General features: G+C 72.9%; 17 protein-coding genes and 1 pseudogene. 7 read left to right on the forward strand and 11 right to left on the reverse strand.

Annotation, left to right across the window (positions count from 1 at the left end; all coding sequences use genetic code 11):
• Positions 1–91: 91 nt before the first annotated feature.
• Positions 92–1,468 carry an NADP-specific glutamate dehydrogenase gene (gene gdhA, locus SNA_RS31820; RefSeq protein ID WP_030063993.1) on the reverse strand — a complete coding sequence of 459 codons (1,377 nt, stop codon included), beginning with the start codon at positions 1,466–1,468 and terminating at the stop codon, positions 92–94.
• A 620-nt stretch (positions 1,469–2,088) separates the two neighbouring features.
• On the opposite strand from gdhA, the gene SNA_RS31825 reads away from it, so the two are divergent.
• Positions 2,089–3,327 (forward strand): Cmx/CmrA family chloramphenicol efflux MFS transporter, encoded by a 1,239-nt coding sequence (locus tag SNA_RS31825; protein ID WP_030063992.1) that lies wholly within the window; start codon positions 2,089–2,091, stop codon positions 3,325–3,327.
• 348 nt (positions 3,328–3,675) lie between these two features.
• Here SNA_RS31825 and SNA_RS31830 read toward each other — a convergent pair whose 3' ends face one another.
• Positions 3,676–4,401, reverse strand: coding sequence for a TetR/AcrR family transcriptional regulator (locus SNA_RS31830; RefSeq protein ID WP_044367917.1), 726 nt, complete (start codon positions 4,399–4,401; stop codon positions 3,676–3,678).
• A gap of 147 nt (positions 4,402–4,548) precedes the next feature.
• Between SNA_RS31830 and SNA_RS31835 the strand changes: the two genes are divergently transcribed.
• Complete coding sequence (locus SNA_RS31835; protein WP_030072821.1) at positions 4,549–6,003, forward strand: serine hydrolase domain-containing protein; 1,455 nt, start codon at positions 4,549–4,551, stop codon at positions 6,001–6,003.
• Positions 6,004–6,528: 525 nt separating this feature from the next.
• Here SNA_RS31835 and SNA_RS31840 read toward each other — a convergent pair.
• Positions 6,529–7,251: a VC0807 family protein gene (locus SNA_RS31840; RefSeq protein WP_037794249.1), complete on the reverse strand. Its 723-nt coding sequence runs from the start codon at positions 7,249–7,251 to the stop codon at positions 6,529–6,531.
• 564 nt (positions 7,252–7,815) lie between these two features.
• Here SNA_RS31840 and SNA_RS31845 point away from each other — a divergent pair.
• Complete coding sequence (locus tag SNA_RS31845) at positions 7,816–8,646, forward strand: hypothetical protein (RefSeq protein ID WP_030072817.1); 831 nt, start codon at positions 7,816–7,818, stop codon at positions 8,644–8,646.
• Between the two features lie 51 nt (positions 8,647–8,697).
• On the opposite strand, the gene mnmA is transcribed toward SNA_RS31845, so the two are convergent.
• Positions 8,698–9,846: a tRNA 2-thiouridine(34) synthase MnmA gene (gene mnmA / locus SNA_RS31850; protein ID WP_030072815.1), complete on the reverse strand. Its 1,149-nt coding sequence runs from the start codon at positions 9,844–9,846 to the stop codon at positions 8,698–8,700.
• 139 nt (positions 9,847–9,985) lie between these two features.
• Positions 9,986–11,155 (reverse strand): cysteine desulfurase family protein, encoded by a 1,170-nt coding sequence (locus SNA_RS31855; protein ID WP_030072813.1) that lies wholly within the window; start codon positions 11,153–11,155, stop codon positions 9,986–9,988.
• A 121-nt stretch (positions 11,156–11,276) separates the two neighbouring features.
• Between SNA_RS31855 and SNA_RS31860 the strand changes: the two genes are divergently transcribed.
• The 3 genes and pseudogenes from SNA_RS31860 to SNA_RS31870 form a co-directional block, all read left to right on the forward strand.
• The gene (locus SNA_RS31860; protein ID WP_030072811.1) at positions 11,277–11,531 is read left to right on the forward strand and encodes a type II toxin-antitoxin system Phd/YefM family antitoxin; all 255 of its coding nucleotides are present in this window, start codon (positions 11,277–11,279) and stop codon (positions 11,529–11,531) included.
• Positions 11,528–11,779 carry a type II toxin-antitoxin system RelE family toxin gene (locus SNA_RS31865; protein ID WP_030072809.1) on the forward strand — a complete coding sequence of 84 codons (252 nt, stop codon included), beginning with the start codon at positions 11,528–11,530 and terminating at the stop codon, positions 11,777–11,779. The genes SNA_RS31860 and SNA_RS31865 overlap by 4 nt, the downstream gene beginning before the upstream one ends.
• 10 nt (positions 11,780–11,789) lie before the next feature.
• Positions 11,790–12,125, forward strand: a pseudogene (locus SNA_RS31870) (alpha/beta fold hydrolase); the annotation flags it as partial.
• A 66-nt stretch (positions 12,126–12,191) separates the two neighbouring features.
• Here the strand turns inward: SNA_RS31870 and SNA_RS31875 are convergent.
• The 5 genes from SNA_RS31875 to SNA_RS31895 form a co-directional block, all read right to left on the reverse strand.
• On the reverse strand, positions 12,192–16,232 hold the full coding sequence (locus tag SNA_RS31875; RefSeq protein ID WP_044367918.1) for a tetratricopeptide repeat protein: 4,041 nt from the start codon (positions 16,230–16,232) through the stop codon (positions 12,192–12,194).
• A complete protein-coding gene (locus SNA_RS31880) occupies positions 16,229–17,257 on the reverse strand; it encodes an AAA family ATPase (protein ID WP_044367920.1) in 1,029 nt (342 codons plus the stop codon). The genes SNA_RS31875 and SNA_RS31880 overlap by 4 nt, the downstream gene beginning before the upstream one ends.
• Before the next feature lie 110 nt (positions 17,258–17,367).
• Positions 17,368–19,524, reverse strand: coding sequence for a VMAP-C domain-containing protein (locus SNA_RS31885; RefSeq protein WP_044368315.1), 2,157 nt, complete (start codon positions 19,522–19,524; stop codon positions 17,368–17,370).
• Positions 19,521–19,952: a CU044_2847 family protein gene (locus SNA_RS31890; RefSeq protein ID WP_030071630.1), complete on the reverse strand. Its 432-nt coding sequence runs from the start codon at positions 19,950–19,952 to the stop codon at positions 19,521–19,523. Before SNA_RS31890 ends, SNA_RS31885 begins: the two co-directional genes overlap by 4 nt.
• A 122-nt stretch (positions 19,953–20,074) precedes the next feature.
• A complete protein-coding gene (locus tag SNA_RS31895; protein ID WP_044367921.1) occupies positions 20,075–20,923 on the reverse strand; it encodes a thioesterase family protein in 849 nt (282 codons plus the stop codon).
• 94 nt (positions 20,924–21,017) lie between these two features.
• On the opposite strand from SNA_RS31895, the gene SNA_RS31900 reads away from it, so the two are divergent.
• Positions 21,018–21,647: a trimeric intracellular cation channel family protein gene (locus SNA_RS31900; RefSeq protein WP_030071627.1), complete on the forward strand. Its 630-nt coding sequence runs from the start codon at positions 21,018–21,020 to the stop codon at positions 21,645–21,647.
• 4 nt (positions 21,648–21,651) lie between these two features.
• Here SNA_RS31900 and SNA_RS31905 read toward each other — a convergent pair whose 3' ends face one another.
• Positions 21,652–23,061: a M1 family metallopeptidase gene (locus SNA_RS31905; RefSeq protein ID WP_030071625.1), complete on the reverse strand. Its 1,410-nt coding sequence runs from the start codon at positions 23,059–23,061 to the stop codon at positions 21,652–21,654.
• Between the last annotated feature and the right edge of the window lie 118 nt (positions 23,062–23,179).

Genomic DNA, 23,179 nt, shown 5'->3' on the forward strand with positions numbered 1-23,179 from the left:
CCCCGACGGGTACGGTCCAGGCCCCGGTCAGGCCCCGGTCCCGCATCGGGTCCGGCCCCGGTCGGGCATCAGGTCAGGCCCTGGTCGGGCATCAGATCAGGCCCTGGTCCAGCATCGCCTCCGCGACTCGTTCGAATCCGGCGATGTTCGCGCCCGCGACATAGTCGCCGGGCCTTCCGAACCGCTCCGCCGTCTCGGCACAGGTGTCATGGATCCCCCGCATGATGGCCGCAAGCTCCGCCTCGGTCCGCTCGAATGTCCACGCCTCACGGGAGGAGTTCTGCCGCATCTCCAGCGCGCTGGTCGCCACCCCGCCGGCGTTGGCCGCCTTCCCCGGCCCGAAGGCCACGCCCGCCTCCTTCAGCAGCGCCACCGCCTCCGGGGCCGTCGGCATGTTCGCGCCCTCGGAGACCGCCTTGACGCCATGACGGATCAGGATCCGGGCGGCGTCGGCGTCCAGCTCGTTCTGGGTCGCCGACGGCAGGGCCACATCGCAGGCGACGTCCCAGACCCGTCCGCCGGGCACATAAGTGGCCGACAGCCCGCGCCGCTCGGCGTACTCGCCGACCCGCCCGCGCTCGACCTCCTTGATCTGCCTGAGCAGGGCCAGGTCGATGCCCTTCTCGTCGACGACATAGCCGCCCGAGTCGGAACAGGTCAGCACCTGCGCGCCGAGCGCCTGCGCCTTCTCGATCGTATGGATCGCGACATTGCCGGAACCGGAGACCACGACCTGCTGCCCGTCGAGCTCCTCGCCGCGCCGCTTGAGCATCTCCTGGGTGAAGAGCACATTGCCGTAACCGGTGGCTTCCGTACGGGCCCTGGAGCCGCCCCACTGGAGGCCCTTGCCGGTCAGGACGCCGGCCTCCCAGCGGTTGGTGATCCGCCGGTACTGGCCGAAGAGATAGCCGATCTCCCGGCCCCCGACGCCGATGTCGCCCGCCGGGACATCGGTGTGCTCGCCGAGATGGCGGTGCAACTCGGTCATGAACGACTGGCAGAACCGCATCACCTCGGCGTCCGACTTGCCGTGCGGATCGAAGTCGCTGCCGCCCTTGCCGCCGCCGATGTTCAGACCGGTGAGGGAATTCTTGAAGATCTGCTCGAAGCCGAGGAACTTCACGATCCCCAGATTCACCGACGCATGGAAGCGCAGACCCCCCTTGTACGGGCCGAGCGCGCTGTTGAACTCCACGCGGAAGCCGCGGTTGATGTGAATCGCTCCGGAATCGTCCTGCCAGGGCACCCGGAAGATGATCTGGCGCTCCGGCTCGCAGAGCCGCTCCAGCACCCTCGCCTCGACGAACTCGGGACGGGCCGCCAGCACCGGGGCCAGCGTCTCCAGCACCTCCAGGGTGGCCTGGTGGAATTCCGGCTCCCCGGGATTCCGCCGTACCAGCCCCGCGTGCAGGGAGGCCGGCCCGGCCGTATGGACGCCGGGCCTGACCTCGGTGTGAACACTCGACATGACTTGCGTTCCCTTCATGGCCGCACGAAAAGCCGTCCGTGGTAAGGGTTCTGACGAACCCTCGGGCGCATCGGCCGTAGACGTCCCGTCGCTTCGGGACCTTACTTGCCGACCATGGCCGATCGACCGCACGACCCGGGGTGGTTCCGTGCCTCGGTTCGTTCACTCAGTGGAACCCCGGCCGGGCGGATTTGGTTGCCCACGCGCCGCTCAGCGCGAGGCGGATCCCGCTGCGCGGGAGGTGGTTGGCGCTGGGTGGGTAGCGCGGGGTGGTCTTGTGGCGCCGGGTGGTCCGGTGCCGCTGTGCGGCCTGGTGGCGCTCGGCGGTCTGCCGCCGGGCCGTGAACCGGGTCGTAAATCCGTGGACGTGGCGGCGCCCGGCTGATTACCGTGCGTCCGTGTCCACCCCCGAGGCCTCAAGACGCTAGCCACCGGTTGTCCGGTGGCCTGCCTTCCTGCGCCGTCGCGCCGCAGTGCCCCCATGCCTGCGTCTGCGCGCCCGCGCACCTGCCGCCGCCGGATCACCGACCGCCGTGCCGATCGCATCAGCCGATCGCTTTTCACCGGTCCCTCCCGTGGCTGCGGAGTCTTGGAGTCTCGCCATGTCTTTCGTCCGTGCTGTGCCCTTCACCGTCCATGTGCTCGCCCTGGCGGTGTTCGCCCAGGGCACCTCCGAGTTCATGCTGTCCGGCCTGGTCTGGGACATCGCCCATGACCTCCATGTGTCCATCCCCACCGCGGGCGCCCTGACCTCGGCATTCGCCATCGGAATGGTCATCGGCGCCCCGCTGATGGCTGTCCTGAGCCTGCGCTGGCCACGCCGTCGCGCGCTGCTGACCTTCCTGGCCGCTTTCCTGATCGTTCACGTCGTCGGCGCGGTCACCACCAGCTTCGCGCTTCTGCTGGTCACCCGGGTAGGGGCGGCATTGGCCAACGCCGGGTTCCTGGCGGTGGCGGTGGCGACCGCGGCCGGTATGGCCACGCCGGACACCAAGGGCCGCGCCACCTCCGTCCTGCTGGGCGGCGTCACCCTCGCCTGCATCGTGGGCGTCCCGGCCGGCGCCTGGCTCGGTCAACTGTGGGGCTGGCGCTCGGCGTTCTGGGCCGTGGCCCTCGTGTCCCTGCCGCCCCTGATCGCCCTCCTCCGCTCCCTCCCCTCCCCCCGCACCGCCACCCCCACCGCCTCCTCCGTCCCCTCCCTCAGTTCCCCGTCTTCTTCCCCTTGCGCCTCTTCCTTGGCGGCGGGTGCCCGTGCGGAACTGCGCTCGTTGCGTAACCCGCGCCTCCTCGTCACCCTGGCCCTGGGCGCTCTGGTCAACGGCGCTACCTTCTGCGCCTACACCTATCTCGCCCCGCTGGTCACCACCGTCACCGGCCTCGCCCCGGCCTGGGTGCCCGCCGTGCTGGCGCTCTTCGGTCTGGGCTCGTTTCTCGGCGTCACGCTCGGCGGCCGATTCGCCGACGCGCGGCCGCTTGCCCTGCTCGTCACCGGCGGGCCGGCCCTACTCGTCGGCTGGGCCGTGTTCGCTCTCACGGCCACCGTCCCGGCGGCGACGGCCGCGCTCACCCTTGTCCAGGGCACCCTCTCCTTCGCCGTCGGCTCCACACTGATCTCTCAGGTCCTCTACACGGCGGCCGACGCCCCCACCCTGGCCGGCGGCTTTGCCACCGCCGCCTTCAATGTCGGCGGCGCGCTCGGGCCCTGGCTCGGCGGCCTCCCCCTCACCGTCGGCCTCGACTACCGCGCGCCCCTCGGGGTCAGCGCCTTGCTGGTCACAACGGCACTCGCGGTCGCCGGCGCGGCCCAGGGACTACGGCGCGGTGCGGACCGGGGCGTGGCCGACGAGTCGTGCGGCTGACCCGCCATGTCTGACTCGTTCCGGGCCCAGCCGGTGGCGTGGTGGTCCGTGCGCCGGCGGGTGGGCGCGGCTTGAGCCGTGTCTGCCGGAGTGCGCCAGGTACCCCGTAACGACGCGCGGCGCGCCGCAGCGCGGAGGAAGGCGCCGGGCCAAGAGGCTCACCGCGTTCTGAAGGGCCTGGGCCGTGTGGCGTTGCTCTTGATCGTGTTCATCGTCCTGATGGTGAAGAACCCCGGAGGTTGAGGTTCCGAGAGTCCGTCATCGTCCTGTCGTCGAAGTAGTGACGGTGGCGGCCCTTGACGCCGACTCGGCCTATGGGACACGTCCTGGTTACTGCAACCGCAACAACTAGGGCGTGAGTCGCGCCGCCAGACCATCGAGGACCCGGTCGAGCCCGTACGCGAAGTTGTCGTCACGGATCCGCTGCGGATGCACGTCCTGCTGGGCGGAGCTTCCCGCGCGCAGCCGGGGGTGCTCCCGAGTGGCCTCGTCGAAGGCCGGTCGCAGGCCCGCCACCCACTCCTGCTCGGTCTGGCCGCTGCGGGCGATCAGCGAGAGGTACGCGGCCTCGGCGGTCGCGATCCCGATGACGTACGCCATGAGCGTGGCCATGGCCTGGTCCATCTCGTCCGCGGGGAAGCCCGCCGCCTCGAACTGCGCGAGCAGCGCCGACGACATCCGCATGGCGTTCGGGCCGATGTGGACGAGGCCGACCTGGCCCAGTGCGGGGGCGATCCACGGGTGGCGCAGGGTCATTGCCCGCAGCTCGGTGGCGGTGTGGGTGACGGCCGCCCGCCACCGGGTCCCGTCGACGACCGTCGGTACGTCCGGTTCGCCGTAGACGTCGTCCACGACCAGCTCGATCAGCTCGTCCTTGTTGGCCACGTGCCGGTACAAGGAGGTGGCAGCCGTCCCCAAGCGGGTGCCGAGCTTGCGCATGCTGAGCTCCTCGACGCCCTCCGCGTCCAGCAGACGGATCGCTTCGGCGACGATCTGCTCGCGGGTCAGGTGTTCCCGCTGCCGGGGGCGCGGCCGGGTCCACACCGAGGTGGTCGGCTTCTCGTCGTTCGGCATGCGGCCCTCGTCCCTGTTCGTCCCGCGTCGTCCCACGCCCATCACCCCTCACGTTAGCGCACGCTGTACGCACCTTGCGTACAGCGTTACGTCGTGCGTACAGTGTTCACATCGAGAGAACGTCGTACGCATCGAAGGGGAGCTGACATGTCCGAGAACGTGAGCTGGGACGAGCAGGGCAACTGGGAGGCCAAGGGCGGCTGGGGGGCCAGGAATTCGGCGGGCAAGAAGCTGGACCTCGCCCACTGGCAGAGCCGTCTCGACGCACTGCGCGCCGAGCACCACGTTCCGGCCGCTTCTCTCGCGATCCTGGTGGACGGGACCGTCCACGAGTTGGCCAGCGGCGTGCTCCACCGCGGCACGGGCGTCACGGCGACGACCGACTCGGTCTACCAGATGGGCTCGATCGCCAAGATCTACACCTCCACCCTGATCATGCGGCTCGTCGATTCAGGCCGACTGGACCTGGACGCACCGGTCGTGGACGTGCTGCCGGAGTTCTCGGTCGCCGACCCCGAGGCGACCAGGACCATCACCACGCGCCAACTGCTCAGCCACACAAGCGGTCTCACCTGCGACTTCACCTACGACAGCGGGCGCGGCGACGACTGCCTCGCCAAGTACGTCGAGGCCGCCAAGGACGTGGCGCTCGACTGCCCGCCCGGCACCGCGATTTCCTACAGCGGCATCGGGTACAACGTGCTCGGCCGGATCATCGAGGTGGTCACGGGCCAGGTCTGGGACGAGGCCCTCAAGGACCTGCTCCTCACCCCGCTCGGCCTCACCCACACGATGACGCTTCCCGAGGAGGCGCTACGGTTCCGCGCGGCGATGGGGCACCTCGGCGAGGCGGGTCAGGACCCGGACCCCGCACCGTCCTGGGACCTGATGCCGCGCTCGGCGGGCCCGTACGGCAGGGTCATCGCCACGGCCGGGGACGTCGCGCGGCTCGCGCAGATGCACCTCAACGGCGGTGTGGCGCAGGACGGCACGCGCGTGCTCTCCGAGGAGACGGTCGCACTGATGCAGCAGCGCGTGGTCGACTCCCCCGACAAGTGGACCGTCAGTGCGGACGGTTGGGGCCTCGGTTGGACGCTGTACGACTGGAACGGTGTCCGGGGATACGGACACGACGGCGCCTCGATCGGGCAGTACGGCTATCTGCGTGTGGTGCCGTCGGCGGGTGTCGCGGTCGCACTGCTCACCAACGGCGGCGGTGCGCGCGAGCTGTACGCGGCGCTCTACCGGGAACTCCTCGCCGAGTTGGCCGGGGTGACGATGCCGGAGCCCTTCGCCCCGCCGGCCCAGCCGCCCGTGGTCGACTTCGCACCGTTCGTCGGCACGTACCGGCGCGAGGGCGTGGTCATCACCGTGACCGAGCGGGACGGTGCGGGCCACGCGGTGTACGAGTTCGTCGACGGCATGAAGGACTTCTCCGAGCCCCTGGAAATAGACCTGGTCCCGGTGACGGAAACGGTCTTCGCGGGTACCGGGGTGGGCGCGGCGTTCAGCGAGGACTATATGCCCGTGGTCTTCTCCACACTGGAGGACGGCACGGCCTGCGTCTACATCGGCATGCGCTGCGGCCCCAAGGTCGCCTAGCACGGCCACCTCCGCGACAGGGCTCAGCTAGTGGGCCGTCAGCAGCCCCACAACGATGCACACGGCCAGCACCACACCGAAGGCCAGTGTCACGCGCTTGGGATCCACTCCCGTGGAATGGCCTGAAGAACCACGACGCCGGAGGCCGGGGATCCAGACGAAGCCCTGCGAATCCCCGGTGTGATGGTGGTGGTTGCCGTGGTGGCCGTGGTGGCCCAACCCACCGCTGTGATGGTGCCCGCTGAATCCACCCCCGTGGTGGCCGCCCCCGCTGAATCCTCCGCCGCCGTGCATGGTGTTCACCCCGTTTGTTCGTGATCCGTTCTTCACCACCCCCTGCCCGGGTTCCGCCGGCCCACACCTGAACGGCCGAGGTCCTTGGGGCGTGTCCGCCGGAACGGAACCGACCCGTGGGACACGCCCTGGCTGTGCTGACCGGAGGATCACCGGAAGGGCGGCCCGTAACGGCCTCGTGGCAGCCGTGACGGCCGTGCGGTGCGGCGGCCCGGCCGTTCGGCATCGATGTCAGCTTGCGGTTGCGGTCGGCTGGGTCGCGGAAGCAACTGCTGCCGTGTCGGCGTGGCTTGTGTCGGCGTGGCTTGTGTCAGCGGTGCCCTCATCGGCGGTGCGCTCGATCTCGGCCTTGACCATCTTCTCCATCGGCTCGGCGGCGCCTGCCCCCGCGACGACCATCGCCACCAGGATGGCCACCACGGTCAGCACCGTGCCCAGCCAGACCATCGTGTCCACCGGCACGGTGTAGGCGCCGATCACCTTGAGTACGCACTCGGTCAGCAGCGCACTCCCCCATATCGCCGAGAACCTCCGCTCGGCCCGCCGGAACCGCTCGGATCCCGCTATCAGCCGGTCCCACGCGGCGTCGCCGGCCGCGCTGCCCTTCGTCACCCACGGCTTGAGCCCCGCGGTCATCAGCGGACGCTTCATCCGCACGGAGAGCAGGATCGCTATCCCGACCACGCTGCTCACGGCGCTGTCCTTGGCGAGCATCAGGCGCGGATCGCCGGCCACCGTACTCATCACCAGCCCGACGGCGTTGACGATCAGTATCAGCAGTGCCAGGCCGTTGACGGTCCGGCTGCTGATCAGTCCCCATACCGTGCGCAGCGCAGGCACGACACTGCTCCAGCCCAGCGCGGCCACCGTGCTCAGCCCGAAGCCGTTGCTGAGGAGGTAGTACGAGGCCATCGGGATGCCGGCATCCACGATCAGCGGCACCAGGCTCTTCAGCAGCGGATTGGGGGGTTCGGGGGCGGCGGGGGCCTGGCTATGGGTGTCGGTCTGGGGTTGGGGATGAGACTTGGGCTGAGGATCAGACTTGGGCTGGGGATCAGACTTGGGCTGGGGCTGGGTGCGGCTCACTGTGGACTCCCCCGAGTTGGGCCATGGACGGTTGCTGCTGCTTCTTCGTTCTTCTGACGTCTAAATCTTCGGTCACGGCTGCGCTTCGCAACAGTCACGCCTGTCCCGAGACATCGGTGACATTTGTCAGCGGTGGCGCCGGGAGCCGTCCGGCCGGAAGCCGGTGGGGCGGTACCAGGTTCCGGCCCGCCGGACGGCGGTGCGTCGGCCGACCAACCAAAGAACCCGGGCAGAGAACCCGACTCACCTACCGCCGCCCCAACTCCTCACCCTATCGGGTGACTTGGGCAGGAAAGCGTCCGGAATGCGGTTACGCTCGCCCCGACAGCGCGTCAGCGCTGCTGACCACCACAACCGGACACAGAAACGGCCCCCGGCGGGACTGCCATCCCGACCCGAGGGCCTGATCACGAGGAAGAGGAGACCTTCCCGATGACTTCACGTCATTCTAGCGCGCCGTCGCGCGCCGCCGGCGGCGTCACACACATCCGTGCCCGCCAGACCTCGCACTTCACCGTCCTCGCCAACCGCCTTGCGCAGCGCGCCGGTAGCGCGGTCACGGTCGGCGTCGCCGCGTACATCCTGTCGCTGCCCGATGGGTCGCCGGTCACCATTCAGGCGCTCTGTGCGCACTTCGCCGAGGGCAAGGTCGTGATCTCGGCGGCGTTGCGGGAGCTGGAGGACGGGGGATGGCTGGAGCGCCGCGTCGAGCGGGGGCCGGGCGGGCGGATCGTGACGCGGACCTTCGCCTACGACCTGCCGGGGGCCGTGCCGGAGAAAACGGAGGAGACGGAGGAGACGGCCGGGGTCCAGGAAGCGGCCTACGTCCAAGAGGCGGCAGGCAGCCGGGAAACGGAGACGGCGACAGAAGCGGAGCCGGCCGGCGCGCCCGCGCCCCCGGCCGCCGACCTGCTCGTGCGCCTCCGCCACCGCGATCGTCGGCTCCTTCTCTCCGAGCGGGAGATCGCCGCGCTGGCCCCGGCCGTCGCGGAGTGGCTCGACCGGGGCATCGCCCCGCAGGCGATCACCGCCGCCCTGACCGACGGTCTCCCTCCCCGTATCAACCGCCGGCCGGCCCGGCTCCTCGCGCATCGTCTGGCCGTACTGCGGCCACCCGCCCCCATGGGCCCGCCGCCGGGGACCGGCCGCTCGCCCGTCGTCCCGCTACAGAACTGCGACGGCTGCGATCGCGCCTTCCGCGCCGATCGCCCCGGGTGCTGCCTGAGCTGCCGGGCGCCGGAGAGGGGGCACCATGCCGCATGAGCCGATCTGCGCCGGGCTGCCCGCCGCCGACGGCGCAGAGGAACCGGCGCGCTACGCCCCCGCCCCCACCCGCCGCTCCGTCGTCGCGATGGTGGCCGAGCCGACCACGCGGGTGCCGTCGTAGAGGACGATGGCCTGGCCGGGGGCGACGCCGCGGGCGGGGGTGGTGAAGGAGACCCGCAGTTCGGTGCCGTCGACGAGCTCGGCGGTGACCTCGGTTTCGTCGCCGTGGGCGCGGAGCTGGGCGGTGTAGGCGGCCGGGCCGGATGTCGGGGGGCGGCCGCACCAGCGGGGGCGGATGGCGGTGAGGGCGGTGACGTCGAGGGAGGCGGCGGGGCCGACGGTCACGGTGTTGGTGACCGGGGAGATGTCCAGGACGTAGCGCGGTTTGCCGTCCGGGGCGGGGCGGCCGATGCGCAGACCCTTGCGCTGGCCGATGGTGAAGCCGTACGCGCCCTCGTGGCTGCCGACGACCGTGCCGGACTCGTCGACGATGTCGCCCTCGGCGGCGCCCAGGCGCTTGGCGAGGAAGCCCTGGGTGTCGCCGTCGGCGATGAAGCAGATGTCGTGACTGTCGGGCTTCTTGGCGACGAACAGGCCGCGGCGGGCGGCCTCTTCGCGGATTTCGGCCTTGGTGGTGCGGGTGTCGCCCAGCGGGAACATGGCGTGCGCCAGCTGGCGGTCGTCCAGGACGCCGAGGACGTAGGACTGGTCCTTGGCCATGTCGGAGGCGCGGTGGAGTTCGCGGCTTCCGTCCGGGTTCGTCACGACCGTGGCGTAATGGCCGGTGCACACGGCGTCGAAGCCGAGGGCGAGGGCCTTGTCCAGGAGGGCGGCGAACTTGATCTTCTCGTTGCAGCGCAGGCAGGGGTTGGGGGTGCGCCCGGCCTCGTACTCGGCGATGAAGTCGTCGACGACGTCCTCGCGGAAGCGTTCGGCCAGGTCCCAGACGTAGAAGGGGATGCCGATGACGTCGGCGGCGCGGCGCGCGTCGTGGGAGTCCTCGATGGTGCAGCAGCCGCGCGCGCCCGTACGGAACGATTTGGGGTTCTCGGAGAGCGCGAGATGCACGCCGGTCACATCGTGGCCCGCCTCGGCGGCGCGGGCGGCGGCGACGGCGGAGTCGACACCGCCGGACATGGCGGCGAGTACGCGGAGGCGGCGGGGGGCGTCATCGGTCCGGGGGGCGTCATCAGTCATAGCCCGTCCAGGGTAAGCGGAAGTCCCGCCGGGGCGGAAAGCTGTGGAAAACCGCGGGCGCCCGGCCCGGCCCCCGCCGGCCCATAGGGGCCCCCTGCCCCGCCCCGCCAGGGCAGGGCAGGGCAGGGCAGGGCAGGACCTAGCTCAGCCCCGCGCTGCGGGCCCGTTCGACCACCGGGCCGATGGCGTCGGCGACGGCCGACACGTCCTGGGCGGTGGAGGTGTGGCCGAGGGAGAAGCGCAGGGTGCCCCGGGCGAGGGCGGGGGACATACCGGTGGCGAGGAGGACGTGGCTGGGCTGGGCGACGCCGGCGGTGCAGGCGGAGCCCGTGGAGCATTCGATGCCCTGGGCGTCCAGGAGGAGCAGGAGGGAGTCGCCCTCGCAGCCGGGGAAGGAGAAGTGGGCGTTGGCGGGGAGGCGGCCCGCGGGGTCCGGGTCGCCGCCGAGGACGGCGTCGGGGGCGGCGGCTCGGACGGCCTTTATCAGGTCGTCGCGCAGGGCTCCGATGTCGCGGTCGAATTCCTCGCGGTGGGCGACGGCGTACCGGCCCGCCGCGGCGAAGGCGGCGATGGCGGGGGTGTCGAGGGTGCCGGAGCGGACGTGGCGCTCCTGGCCGCCGCCGTGCAGCACCGGCACGGGCGCGTACGCGCGGCCCAGGAGCAGGGCGCCGATGCCGTAGGGCCCGCCGATCTTGTGCGCGGAGACGGTCATCGCGGCGAGGCCGGAGGCACCGAAGTCGACGTCGAGCTGGCCGAACGCCTGGACCGCGTCGGCGTGCAACGGGACGTCGAACTCCGTTGCCACCGCGGACAGTTCGTGGACCGGCTGGATGGTGCCGATCTCGTTGTTGGCCCACATGACGGTGGCCAGCGCGACATCGCCGGGGTTGCGGGCAATGGCCTCGCGCAGGGCGTCGGGGTGCACCCGGCCGTAGCTGTCGACCGGCAGCCACTCGACGGTGGCGCCCTCGTGCTCGGCGAGCCACTCGACGGCGTCCAGGACGGCGTGGTGCTCGACGGGGCTGGCCAGGACCCGGGTGCGGGCCGGGTCGGCGGCCCGGCGGGCCCAGTACAGGCCCTTGACCGCGAGGTTGTCGGCCTCGGTGCCGCCCGCCGTGAAGACGACTTCACTGGGGCGCGCGCCGAGCGAGGCGGCGAGCGATTCCCGCGCCTCCTCGACGGTACGCCGGGCCCGCCGGCCGGCGGCGTGCAGGGAGGACGCGTTGCCGGTGACGGTCAGCTGGGCGGTCATCGCCTGCACCGCCTCCGGAAGCATCGGGGTGGTGGCGGCGTGGTCGAGGTAAACCATGGTGCGCACGATTCTACGAGCAGGCGCGGGAGGGGTTGGGGGCGCATGTCGGGCGCGGTGGCGCATCCGCTGGGCGCCGTGCCCTGTCAACACAAGGCGCGCGAAGTGTACACTTCTTTGCATGAGTGACACGGTGTCCATGACAGAGGCCAGAACGCGCTTCGGATCACTGGTCCGAAGGACCGCACTCGCACGAGAGCGCATCACCATCACCGACCATGGCCAGGCCGCGGCCGTCTTGATAAACCCCCAGGAGTTGGCGGACTTGGAGGACGCCCTGGCGCTCTACGAGCACCGCGCACGCCAAGCCGCGGGATCGTTCCACGGCATCCCGCACGACGTGGCACGCGAGCGACTTGGCCTGGAGCCTGAATGAGCCACACCATCATCTGGGACGAGGCGGCCCTGGACACGGCGGCTCGGTTCCTCAAAGACGACCCCGAGGGCTTACGTCAACTTTTTGCGTCCATTGACCTCTTGGCGGACTCCCCACGCCCTGCGGGCTCCATTCCCTACGGTTCACCGGATGTCCGCCGCATCCATTGCGGCAGATACCGCGCGCTCTACGAGATCAGCGACTCAACGGTCACGGTCATCGTCATCCACATCGGGCGGGCAGCCTGACCGGCCGCAGGCCCACCCAGTCCTCCACCCGGACATCCTCGACCGCCTGGTCGCGCCCTGGTGCACGCCGGAGGGGCAGGCGGCCTTTTACCGGCAGATCGAGCAGAACGACCAGCGGTTCACGGACGAGGTGGCGGGGCGGTACGGGGAGATCCGGGTGCCGACGCTGGTGTGCTGGGGTGCGCAGGACACCTGGATCCCGGTCGGCAAGGGCCGCGAGCTGGTCTCCCGGATTCCGGGCGCGCGGCTGGCGGTCGTCGAGGGGGCGGGGCATCTGGTGCAGGAGGACGCACCGGCGGAGCTGACGGCGGAGCTGGCGCGGTTCGTGGGGGCGGGTGACGGATGAGGGGTGAGGGGCGGGGGCGGGTGAGGGGCGGGGGGCGGGGGCCGGTCCGCCCCCGGACCGCCGCCCCTACGGCGCCAGGCGGCGGGTGAGGTGGCGGATGCGGGCCGCCTCGTGTACGTCGCCCGGCGGCCGCCCTGCCGTGTACGGTGCGACCGCCTCGTCCAAGGCGGTGGCCAGGCGGAAGAAGTCGCGGCGCGAGGGGCCGCCGCAGGGCGGGAAGTCGCCCAGCAGGGCGGTGAGTTCGGCTTCCAGGGAGGCGAGAGGGGCGTCCCCGGGGGCGGAGGTGAGGCGCAGGCGGTCGCGGAGGGCGGCGACGGCCGCCGTCAGGTCGCGCAGCACCGTGCCGGTGGCCGCGGTGGCACCCGTACGCGAGACGCCCGACGGGTGCGTACCGGCCGTCGGCGGGCCCGGCTCGTCGCCCAGCAGTGCGCGCAGCCCCGCCGCCTTCGGGGCGCCGAACTCCTCGTAGACGGCGAGCGCTTCGCGCCAGTGGGCCTGTGCGCCCTGTTTGCGGCCCAGGGCGGTCTCGGCGTGCCCCAGTGCGGTCAGTGCATCGGCGCGCCACCGCTCGCCGCCCGGCACCAGCAGCCGCTGCGCCGCGTCCTGGGCGGCCAAGGCGGCCTCGTTGGGCCGGATCAGGCCGACCATCGCCTCGGCCGCACGGGAGCGGACGCGGCCCGCCCACAGGCGCTGCCGGTCCTCCTCGAAGAGGGGCAGTGCCTCGTAGGCCACGCGGAGCGCTTCGTTGTGCCGACCGGCCGACGACAGGGCCTCGGACAGGGCGTACAGGCCGAGCGCGCGGCGCGGGGAGCCGTCGGCCGCCCGGCGGAAGAGGCTCACGCTCCGCTCGGCGAACAGCACGGCCTCGGCGCCGTTGCCGGTCGCCGCCCACAGCCGTGCCAGCGCGGCGAGCGCGGCGGCCTCGCCCGGCCCGTCCTTGTGGTCGCGGCAGCGCTCCCAGGCCAGGGTGAGATGCCGTTCCGCCGTATCGTGCCGCCCCTGGTGGAGGGCGATGATGCCGCGCGTGTACGGGGCGCGGAGGCGCGTGACGGGATCGCCGGAGCGTTCGGCCAGTCGGTCCGCGCGCCGCGCCTCGGGTTCGGCCACGGCGAACGTGCCCAGGGCGGCGTAGGTCTCGGCGAGCGCGGCGCGCGCCCGGCCCTCCGCCCGGTCGTCGCCCTCCTCGGCCGCCCGCACCGCCACGGTCCGCGCGGCCGCCTCGAAGGCGGCGGAGAGCGCCGCGGAATCCGCTGTGACCTGCGCGAACAGGAGGAGGTCGGCGGCCGGACGCAGCAGCCGCGGTGCCCGTAGCGCCGTCCGGCGGACGAGCGCGAGGAGCGCGGGTGTCTCGTCGGCCCAGTCGGCGAGGGCCGCCGTGGCGTCCGGCACCTCGGGAACGGCGGGTGAGGACACGCGGGTGAGGCGGCCGGGCCACCACTCCCCCGGATACCGGGCGTCGTGCAGGCGGCGGCCGGCGGCGAGGGAGAAGTCCAGCAGCCGGGACAGCGCGGCCTCGCGGCGCTCGCGGGGCAGTTCGGCCTCGGCGATGCCCCGGGCGACGGACCCGAGGTCGCCGGCGTAGCGGTAGCGGCCGTCGGCCGTCCGCTCCAGTGCGCCGGTCGTCACCAGCTCGTCCAGATGCGCACGGGCCCGGTCCGGCGGCGTGGCCAGCAGCGCGGAGACGGCCGGGAGCGAGAGCCCGTCGCCCTCCGGAACGGCCAGGAGGCAGAAGGCGCGCCGCGCGGGCGGGGTGAGCTGGGCGTCGAGCCACTGGAGCAGCCGGTGCTCGGGCAGCGCGGCGTGCGCCTCGGTCGCGGGCAGCCGGGTCAGCGCGGTGTGGCCGGCCGGCCCGTCGAGGTGCGGGGGGCGCCGGGCGGTGAGCAGGACGGCGCCGGTCCGGTCGCCCGGCCCGGGGAGCAGGGCGGCCAGCGTCTCCCGGCCCGTGGTGACGTCGTCGGGCAGGCCGTCCAGGACCACCAGGACGCGGCGCCGCGCCAACAGCGCGCGGTGGGCGGCGGCTTGGCCGGGTGGGAGCCGTTCGCTCAGGTCCACGAAGACCTGCCCGTCCGGGAAGTGGTCCGCCACCGCGTGCGCGACGTGCAGCGCCAGCGCCGTCTTCCCGGCGCCGGGCGGTCCCGTGACGGCCCAGCAGGGCGGCGGGCCGTCCGTCCGCGTCAGTTCCGCCACCAGGTGGGAGATCTCGTCCGTACGGCCGAAGAAGGGCTCGGGGGGCGGGGGCAGAGCTGCGGACGGGGTCGGGGGCAGGGCCGGGGCGCCGTCCCGCGACGGGGGCGTGGCTGCGGGACGGCGCTGCTGCGGCAGCGTGCCGGTGCGCTGCTCGGGCAGCGTGCCGCCGGTGCCCTCCGGGGCACTGCCCCCCGGCCGCTCCGTCACCGTGCCCCCCATCCGTTCCAGCACCGGGCTGGCCAGGACGGCGAAGGCCCGCGCCGAGGCGTGCAGCCGCAGCTCCCCCGCGGCGTCCCCCATCAGGACGGGGAAGTCCGGCAGCCGCCCCATGTACGGCTCCAGGGAGCGGCCGACCGCCTCGACGACCTCCATGGCCGCTTCGGCGCCGAGGCCGCTGAAGAGCAGTTCGCGCACGCCGGGGCGGAAGTCGTAGACGGGCTCGGCCCGTTGGCCCGGTGGCGGCGGGCCCAGGGCGCGGCCCAGGGTCTGGGCGGCGGCCGCGTCGGGGGCGTGGTCGGTGCGTTCCAGGAGGCCGCCGAGGAGGATCTCGGCGACATGGGTGGGCCCGGCCTGCCGCATCGTGGCGGCGCGCACCAGCTGCATCAGCGGGGTGGTCAGCGGGCGGATGGCGGAGAGGCGGACGGCGAGGCGGTAGGACTCGGGCGAGAAGGCGCCGCGGAAGTGGGTGAGGAGTTCCTCGGCGGTGCCGTGCGGCCGGGGCGGCGGGGTGTGGACCGGTGCGTCGTCGAGCAGTGCCGTGTCGATCAGATGCGGGACGCCGGGGCGGGTGAGCAGTCCGGCCCACTGCTCCAGGGCGGAGGCGGTGGGGTGCAGGACGGGCAGCGCGAGCAGGCCGTCCGCGTCCGGGTCGCGCTCCCCGCTCAGTCCGTCGCAGACGCTCAGGCGGCCCACGGGGTCGAACGCACCCGGTGCGGCCAGCAGCCGGGGGCGGGCGTCCAGGGCCGTACCGCGCCACAGCCGCCGGGGCAGCGGGTTCAGTGCGGCCACCGGGCCGCCGCGGGCCCAGGCGGCGAGCGCCCGTACGGCCTGCGGGCTGCGCCAGCCGGGGCTCGTGCCGTCGGTCAGCAGGAAGGTCAGCGCCGCCTTGGCGGGCTGCCGTCCGTACAGGGGCCCGGCCGGGTCCTCGGGGTCGAGGAGGTGGACCTCGACGGAGCGGAAGACCGTACTGCGGGCGAGCAGGGCGCGCAGCTCGGCGGCGAGCGGCCCCCACACCTGCATGGACGGGGAGCGGTCCACCAGGAGCACGGCCGACCAGCGGCGTTCCTGTTCGGGGCGGCAGACGGCGTCGAGGAAGCCGGTCTCGGCGGCGAGCCGGACGGTGGACTCGATGTCGATGGCGGTGCGGTGCGGATGGTCGCGGGAGCGGCGCAACGGCCGCAGTGCGCGGCCCAGTTGCTGGGCGTCGGGCAGCGCGCGGCCACCGGGGACCCGGGCGGGGCGGGCGCGGTCGGCGGCCGGGCCGCCGCCCTGGCTGCCCATGGCGTACAGGGCGCGGCGGGGCGGACCGGCGGGGGCGTCGGGATCCTCGGGGCCGGCGGGGCTGTTGGGGTCACCGGGGTCGCCCGGGGCCTCGCCCACGTGGTCGCCGGGGGCGGTGCCGTCGATGGCGCGGGCGGGATCGGCATACGGTCCGTTCCCGTCGCTCCCGTCGGCCTCCGGGCCCTCCCGGGAATCAGCGGACGGCTGTTCCGCCTCCCGGGCCCCCGCCGCCTCGGCCGCCTCCGTCACCCCGCCGTCCCCTGCACCGTCGGCGGCATCACCGCCCCCGTCGGCCTCACGGGACGGCCGTTTCTCTGTCTCCCCCTCCATCACCCGCGCCAGCCACAGCACATCGAGGAGTTCGGCGGCCCCCAGCTCGTGGCCGGCCGCCGAGATCGCCTGTCGCAGTCGCTCGATCATGGCGACAGGGGCTCGTCGAGGCGGTGCAGAACGGCGGCGAGCAGCTCTTCCTTGCTCAGGTCGGCGCCGCTGATGCGCAGATGGACGGCGGCCAGCAGCTGGTCGGTGGCCAGGGTCTGGGTCTTCGCCCGCTGGTGGAAGACCTCGATGAGGTCCTCGGCGGCCGCGACGGCCTCCTCGCCCAGGTTGTGTTCGATGATCTTCCGCAGCCGGTCGCCGGTCGGTTCGGGCAGGTCGAGCCGTACGCAGCGGCGCATGAAGGCGGGCGGGAAGTCCCGTTCGCCGTTGCTGGTCATGACCACGATCGGGAAGTGGGTGCAGCGGACCACGCCGCGGCGGACGGTGACCCGCTCGCGGCTGCCGCTGAGCAGGACCTGGACCTCCTGCTGGTGTTCGGGCAGCCGGGCGAGCTCGGGGATCTCGAACTCGCCCTCCTCCAGGACGACCAGGAGGTCGTTGGGCAGATCGATGTCGGCCTTGTCGAGTTCGTCGACGAGCAGCACCCGGGGGCGGTCGTCGGCCAGGGCGCTGCCGAGCGGGCCCAGGCGCAGATACTGGCCGATGTCGCCGGCCGCGGCGGTGTGCCGGGCCCGGGGGCGGCGGGCGGAGCCGCGCGGCGTCTCGTGTTCGCGGCGCAGCGACGCCTCGCGCAGCCGGCCCACGGCGTCGTAGCGGTAGAGGGCGTCCTGGAGGGTGGAGCGGCTGTTGACCGACCAGCGCAGGACGTCGCCCAGGCCCAGCTCCTCGGCCACGGCGCGGGCCAGGGAGCTCTTCCCGGCGCCGGGGCGGCCGGTGACCAGCAGCGGGCGGTGCAGATGCAGGGCGGCGTTGACGACGGAGATCTCGTTGCGCTCCAGGAGGTAGGGGGCGCGGGGGCCCGCGGCACGGGCGGCCGGGAGGCGCCGCCAGGGCGGCGGGGCGGGCAGGTCCGACGGGCCGCGGAAGACCCACCAGTCCTCGGGCCGTGCCGCCGGGTCGCTGGTGGGGGCGTCCGCCGCGCTTGGTCCGGTGCTCTGTCCGGTCACCGCTGCTTCTCCTCGTTCCTTGCTGCACACGGGGGTTGATCAGGGGGTCGATCAGGGGGTCGATCAGGGGGTCGATGCTGCACGGGCAGTGCCTGCCCGCACGGGAGCGGTCAGGGCTGGGTCAGGACCCAGGCGTCGGGGGCCAGTTGCGGGGGGCGGTGGTCAGGCGCGTCGTAGAGCAGGGACAGTTTGCGGCCGGGATGGCCGGCGCTCTCGGGCTCGGCCATCGCCTTGGCCCGCTCCAGGCGGACCGCCTCGGGGACCTCGGTGTGGTCCGTGCCGTCCACCAGCGCCAGCAGGTCCTGGGCGAGATGCTCTCCGTGGTCGGCGCGGTGCCACAGCACGGTGTGCACGCCCGCCTGGACGCACTGGCGCAGCAGGGTGCCGTGGTGGTGCGGTGCGCAGCAGACGATCACCGTCCCGGCGTCGCGGTGGATCTCCAGCTGGGCGCGGGCGACCTTGCGGTCGGTGTGCCGGTGGTCGAGGACGAGGCGTTTGGCGTGCGGCAGGGCGGCGGTGCGCTGTTTCCAGCCGGCGTAGCTCTCCCGGGAGCGTTCGGTGGTGCGGACGACCACGCGGCGGGTGAGGCCGGGGGCGAACGGGCCGTCCTCGTCGCTGTCGGGTGACTCCCAGGCGTCGACGTCCAGGCCGAGCCAGGCGGCCGGCAGGAAGTACTCCACCAGCGCGGTCTCCGGGTCCTCGCGTACCTCGGTGCGCAGCACCCGGCGGATGTCGTCGACGACCTGCTCGCTGCCTGCCTCCGCGTCATGGACCAGCGCGAGGCGGTGGGCGTGGCCGTCGGCGAAGGTCCAGATCTGGTAGGTGAAGCGGCGTCCGGTGGGGGTGGGCAGCAGCTCGACCTGGACGCGCGGGGCGGTGGCCGCGCGGGGTCCGGCGCCCGGCGGCGGGGCGGGGGCGGCGGCCGCCTCGATGTCGGCGCGGAACTGGCTGACCGCCGCCTCGTCCACCCCCGAGCGGGCGGCCACCCGCTCGGCCCAGGCGTCCAGGTCCTCGGCCGGATAAGGCCCGCCCGCCCGCTCCTCCACGGCGATGCGCACCACGCCTTGCAGCAGCGGCGGGACCGGTGCGGCGGTCGCGGGGCCGAAGCCCTCCAGGGCGTCGACGGCGTCGGCGAGGCCGGTGACGGCGGGGAGTTCGGGGGCGTGCGGCAGGACGCGTTCCAGAAGGGTGCCGGGGTCGGTGCGGGTGCAGTGGGCCAGCAGTCCGGCCAGATCGCGACGCTGACGGGTGGTCAGGTATTCGCCGGGGCGGACCGTCCGCGCGGCGCGGCGCAGCCGTTCCCAGTCCTCGCGGGCGCCGTAGTGGGCGGGGTGGTCGTACGGGGCGGCGGCCGCCGTGGGTTCGTAGTCCCGTACCAGGTCGAGGAGTTCGGGCAGTCCGCGGCGGACGCCGACGGCGAGGCCGACCAGCCGGTCGAGGTCGGCGGCCGGGCCCGCCGAGGGTCTGCCGAGCCGGGCGGCGAGGCGCTGCTCGCAGGCCAGGACGGCCTCGCGGCCCTTGAGGACGCGCTCCAGTGCGGTCAGCAGCTGCTGTACGCCGCGCCGGGCGGTCGGCACCGCCGAGGGCGGCAGGGCGGGGAGTTCGGCTTCGATCGCGGGGACGCTGATGGCGTACATCGTGGTGGGCTGTGCGCCGGGCGGCGCCGTCTCGGGGGCGCGGTGCACGGCCGCCACCAGGCCGACGACGGCCTGGCGTTCGCGGTCCCACAGCGGTCCCCCGCTGAAACCCTCGGTGACCTGGGCGCCGCCGAGCACGTCCAGGGCGATCCAGGGCGGTGCCGAGACGCGGGGCACGGCCCGCACGGTGGGCAGCGGATTGCCGCTGGCCCATAAGGCGATGACCTCGCCCGCGTGGGAGTGCTGGAGGAACGGCGCGGGCTCGGCTCCCTCGGGCGGGGCGTCGGTCAGTTCCAGTACGGCCAGATCTCCGTGGTAGGGCACCCGCCCCGGCTCCACCGGCACGCATCCGGCGGCGTGGGCCCGGGGCGGCACCCACAGCTCGCGCAGGACCCGGGCGGTCAGGTCGCGGGCGGGCGCGATATGGGGCAGCCGGAGGGTGACGGTGTCGCCGCCGGCGGGGGTGGACTGTTCGAACCGGCCGCGCCCCAGTGCGCTGTTGACGACATGGGCGCAGGTCAGCACCAGCCGCTCGGCAACCAGCACACCCGCTCCGACGGGCCGTTCGCCGTCCCGGAGGGAGGCGAAGGCCGACTGGAGCGGGGCGTCGGGGCCGGCGGCGGGGTTCACGGTGTGGTCCCGCCCGGTTCGGCGGCGCCGCCGGAGAGGTTCCACTTCGCGGAGACCTTGAAGCTGGCGTCGCCCTTGCCGGCGAAGACACCCAGACGCAGATCGGAGCCGAGGGTGACGCCGAACTCGACGGTGACCTCGTCGGGGCGGTGGCTGCCACTGGAGATCGAGCGGTGGATCTGGCCGAGGACGCCGCCGAGCGGGCGCAGGGCCTCCTCCAGGGCCTCGCCACCGTGGGTCAGCGCGCGGCTCATGCGGCCCGGGACGCTGACGGGCGCGGCGCTGCCGTAGCCGTCGGGCAGCTCCAACTCACCGTCGGGGGCGGGAGCCTGGCCGGGGACCGTGCCCGTCTGCCCGTCGGCGGGCGGTGCCTCGGCCCGCAGCCATACGACGGTTCCGTCTTCCATCTTCAGCGCCAGGTCCCCCATGGCCCTCAGTCTGACATGAGCCGCACCGGCACCGCGCGCTCTTTCGCCTCACATTTTCCGCTCGCGTACCGGGGGCCACCTGCACAAAGGGGCAGCCGCGCAGCACGGGTGCGGCGGGTGGGTCAGCCGTGCAGCACGGTGCGCGCCAACTGCCGTGACTGGGCGACCAGTCGGTCCTGGGAGTCCCAGACCTCGGCGTCCTCCTCCAGGAAGCCGCCCGCCAGGTTGCGGGTGGTGATGGCGACGCGGAGCGGGCCGGGGGCCGGGCGGTGGCGGATGTGGGCGGTGAGTTCGACGGTGGGGACCCAGCCGGACAGGCCCAGGTCGAAGGCGGTGGGCGGCAGGGCGTCGACCGTCAGCAGGAGGGAGAGCGGGTCGGGCTCGCGGCCGTCGGCGAGGCCGAACCAGGCGCGCATCTCGCCCTTGCCGGAGGGCGCGCCGACGGCCCAGCCGGCGGTCGCCGGGTCGAGGCGGAGGGCGAGGCGTTCGGTGATGGCCGTGCTGCCGGAGATCGCCGGGCGCCCGCCGGGTGCGGCCTCGGGGCCCAGGCAGTGTTCGTACGGGGGGATGGCGGGCGGTTTGGCGGCGGTGCGGACGTCGTCGGGGAGGGCGCCGAGGTCGCCGTACGCGGCGAGCACCCGCAGCCGCTCGATCTCGGTGCCGTCCTCGGCGAACTGGATCAGGCGGGCGGTGCCGGTGGACATGGTGCGGCCGGTGCGCACCACCTCGGTGCGGATGACGGCGGGGCCCGGGACGGAGGCGGTCAGGTAGTGGGCGGTGACCGAGAAGGGGTCGGGGTGCGGGAGGGCGTCGCCCAGGGCGCGGCCCATCAGGGCCAGCAGATAGCCGCCGTTGACCGCCTGGATGATCGTCCAGCCGGCCGAGAGGTGGGCGTCGTAGACGCCGGGGGCGCGGCGGACGACCGCCGTATCGCGGTCGAATTCGCTGTTACCGATGGTCGCCGTTGCCATGGCGGCACGCTACACGGAAAAGTTACCGACCGGTAGTGCCAGATTTGACGACCTCGGGCGGAGGCTCGCATTCCGGGCCTGCGATGATGCCGCCATGCTGTATGTGCTCTACCTGGTCGGCGTCGCCGCCTTCGCCGCGAGCGGCGTGCTGGCCGCCTACCGGGCCAATATGGACCCCTTCGGCGGCCTGGTCCTCGCCTTCGCCGCCTCGGTCTCCGGCGGCACGCTGCGCGACACCATCCTCAACCGGGCGCCGCACTGGCCCCATGACTGGGTCCTGCTCACACTGATCATCTGCGTCGGCGTCGGCACCATCATCTATCTGCGGTTCTGGCAGCTCCCGCAGAAATCACTGCTGGTCGTGGACGCGGTGGGGCTCTCCGTGGTCACCGTCATCGGAGCGCGGACCGCCATTCAGGCGGGCGTCACACCGCTGGCCGTGATCATTCTCGCCGTGCTGACCGGGGTCACCGGCGAGGTCATCCGCGATGTGCTGTGCGGGGAGTTCCCTCCGCTGCTGCTGCGCGAGGACGTCTACGCCCTTGCGGCCCTGGCGGGCGCCTGCTGCCTTCTGGCCCTGTCCCACCTCGGCGTGGGGGCCACCCCCGCCGCCGCGGTCTCGGCGGGGGTGGTCTTCGCCCTGCGGATGGGCGCGGTGTACTTCGGGGTGCATCTGCCGCGGCCGCACCAACTGGCCGACCGCGGCGGACCGGACGCCGGCTAGCGCCTCACTTCCCGGACAGGGCGGGCCGGTGGTCCGTGTAGAGCCAGGTGTTGAACAGACCGGCCAGCCGCTTCCCGGATATCTTCTCGGCGAGCGCGATGAACTGGGACGTCGAGGCGTTGCCGTAGCGGTGCGCGGCGGTCCAGGCCGGCAGCAGCTCGAAGAACGCCTTGTCGCCGATCCGCTCGCGCAGCGCCTGGAGGGTCATCGCACCCCGCATGTAGACCGCGTCGGAGAACATGGTGTCGCGCTGCGGGTCGGCGACCGTGATCTTCCAGAAGTTGTCGCTTTCAGGGACGGACGCATACTCCTTGCGGAAGGCGTCATGGGCGGTGCGGGTGCCCTTGTGCTCGTCCCACAGCCACTGCGCGTAGCTGGCGAAGCCCTCGTTGAGCCAGATGTCCTTCCACTGCCGGACCGAGACCGAGTCGCCGAACCACTGGTGGGCCAGCTCGTGGACGATGGTGGACTCGCTGCGGCCGGCCGAATAGACCGGCTTGGACTGCACCTCCAGCGAGAACCCGGCCTGCGGCATGTCGTCGACGACCGCGCCGGTCTCCTCGAAGGGGTACGGCCCGAAGATCTGGGACCAGTAGTCGGTGGCCGCAGCGGTGACGCCGTAGACGTCGACCTTGCCGGTGGGCAGGGTCGGGTCGGTGGCGACGTAGATCGGGGTGCCACCGGGGGTGGTGCCGGTGCGGACGTCGAACTTCCCGATGGTGGCGGTGGCCAGATACGTCGCCATCGGGCGGGACTCGCGCCAGTGGGCGTAGGAGCGGTTGTGCTTCTCGCCGGAGGCGATCAGCCGCCCGTTGGAGACGCCGGTCAGCCCCTTGGGGGCGTCGATGCGGATGTCGTAGGTGGCCTTGTCGGAGGGGTGGTCGCTGGAGGGGAACCACGTCGAGGCGGCGTTGGGCTCGCAGGCGACGAAGACGCCGTCCTTGGTCTTCATCCAGCCGTAGTCGGAGCCGAAGACGATCGGGCCGTTCAGCGGCTTGGGCACGCCGTGATAGGCGACGGTGACGGTGAACCGGTGCCCCTTGGACAGGCTGAAGTCGGGGGTCACGGTGAGTTCGTCGCCGGACCTGGTGAAGTGCGCCCGCCGGCCGTTCACACGGACCGCATCGACCGTCAGCTTCTGGAGATCGAGGTCGAAGGCGGACAGGTTCTGGGTGGCCCGGGCGGTCAGGGTCGTACGGCCGTCGAGGCGGCCGGAGTCGGGGTGGTAGCTGACGCCCAGGTCGTAATGGAGCGCGTCGAAACCGCCGTTGCCCATATCGGGGAAATACGGGTCGCCGACGCCGGGGGCTCCGGGCGAGGCCGCGGGGGCGGCGGCGATGGTGGCCGCGGAGGCGACCGCGGTGGCCAGGGCCAGCCAGCGGGAGGTGCGACGAGCAGAGCGGGAGAGTGCCATGAGCCGTCCTTTCGGACCGTGGGGAACACACGACAGGTATCGAACAACCGTGCAGACTCTGCACCCTAGCGCCCCGCTTTGCCCGGGACTTTGCCAATTCCTCAGCCGTTACCGGCCG

It is taken from the genome of Streptomyces natalensis ATCC 27448 (assembly GCF_000935125.1).
GTDB lineage: Bacteria > Actinomycetota > Actinomycetes > Streptomycetales > Streptomycetaceae > Streptomyces > Streptomyces natalensis.

Coding starts and splice junctions, on each gene's coding strand:
- gdhA (WP_030063993.1), bottom strand. CDS start 1,468: ATGTCGAGTGTTCACACCGAGGTCAGGCCCGGCGTCCATACGGCCGGG.
- SNA_RS31860 (WP_030072811.1), top strand. CDS start 11,277: ATGAGTGACACGGTGTCCATGACAGAGGCCAGAACGCGCTTCGGATCA.
- SNA_RS31855 (WP_030072813.1), bottom strand. CDS start 11,155: ATGGTTTACCTCGACCACGCCGCCACCACCCCGATGCTTCCGGAGGCG.
- SNA_RS31845 (WP_030072817.1), top strand. CDS start 7,816: ATGACTTCACGTCATTCTAGCGCGCCGTCGCGCGCCGCCGGCGGCGTC.
- SNA_RS31890 (WP_030071630.1), bottom strand. CDS start 19,952: ATGGGGGACCTGGCGCTGAAGATGGAAGACGGAACCGTCGTATGGCTG.
- SNA_RS31865 (WP_030072809.1), top strand. CDS start 11,528: ATGAGCCACACCATCATCTGGGACGAGGCGGCCCTGGACACGGCGGCT.
- SNA_RS31875 (WP_044367918.1), bottom strand. CDS start 16,232: ATGATCGAGCGACTGCGACAGGCGATCTCGGCGGCCGGCCACGAGCTG.
- SNA_RS31905 (WP_030071625.1), bottom strand. CDS start 23,061: ATGGCACTCTCCCGCTCTGCTCGTCGCACCTCCCGCTGGCTGGCCCTG.
- SNA_RS31830 (WP_044367917.1), bottom strand. CDS start 4,401: ATGCCGAACGACGAGAAGCCGACCACCTCGGTGTGGACCCGGCCGCGC.
- SNA_RS31835 (WP_030072821.1), top strand. CDS start 4,549: ATGTCCGAGAACGTGAGCTGGGACGAGCAGGGCAACTGGGAGGCCAAG.
- SNA_RS31895 (WP_044367921.1), bottom strand. CDS start 20,923: ATGGCAACGGCGACCATCGGTAACAGCGAATTCGACCGCGATACGGCG.
- SNA_RS31900 (WP_030071627.1), top strand. CDS start 21,018: ATGCTGTATGTGCTCTACCTGGTCGGCGTCGCCGCCTTCGCCGCGAGC.
- mnmA (WP_030072815.1), bottom strand. CDS start 9,846: ATGACTGATGACGCCCCCCGGACCGATGACGCCCCCCGCCGCCTCCGC.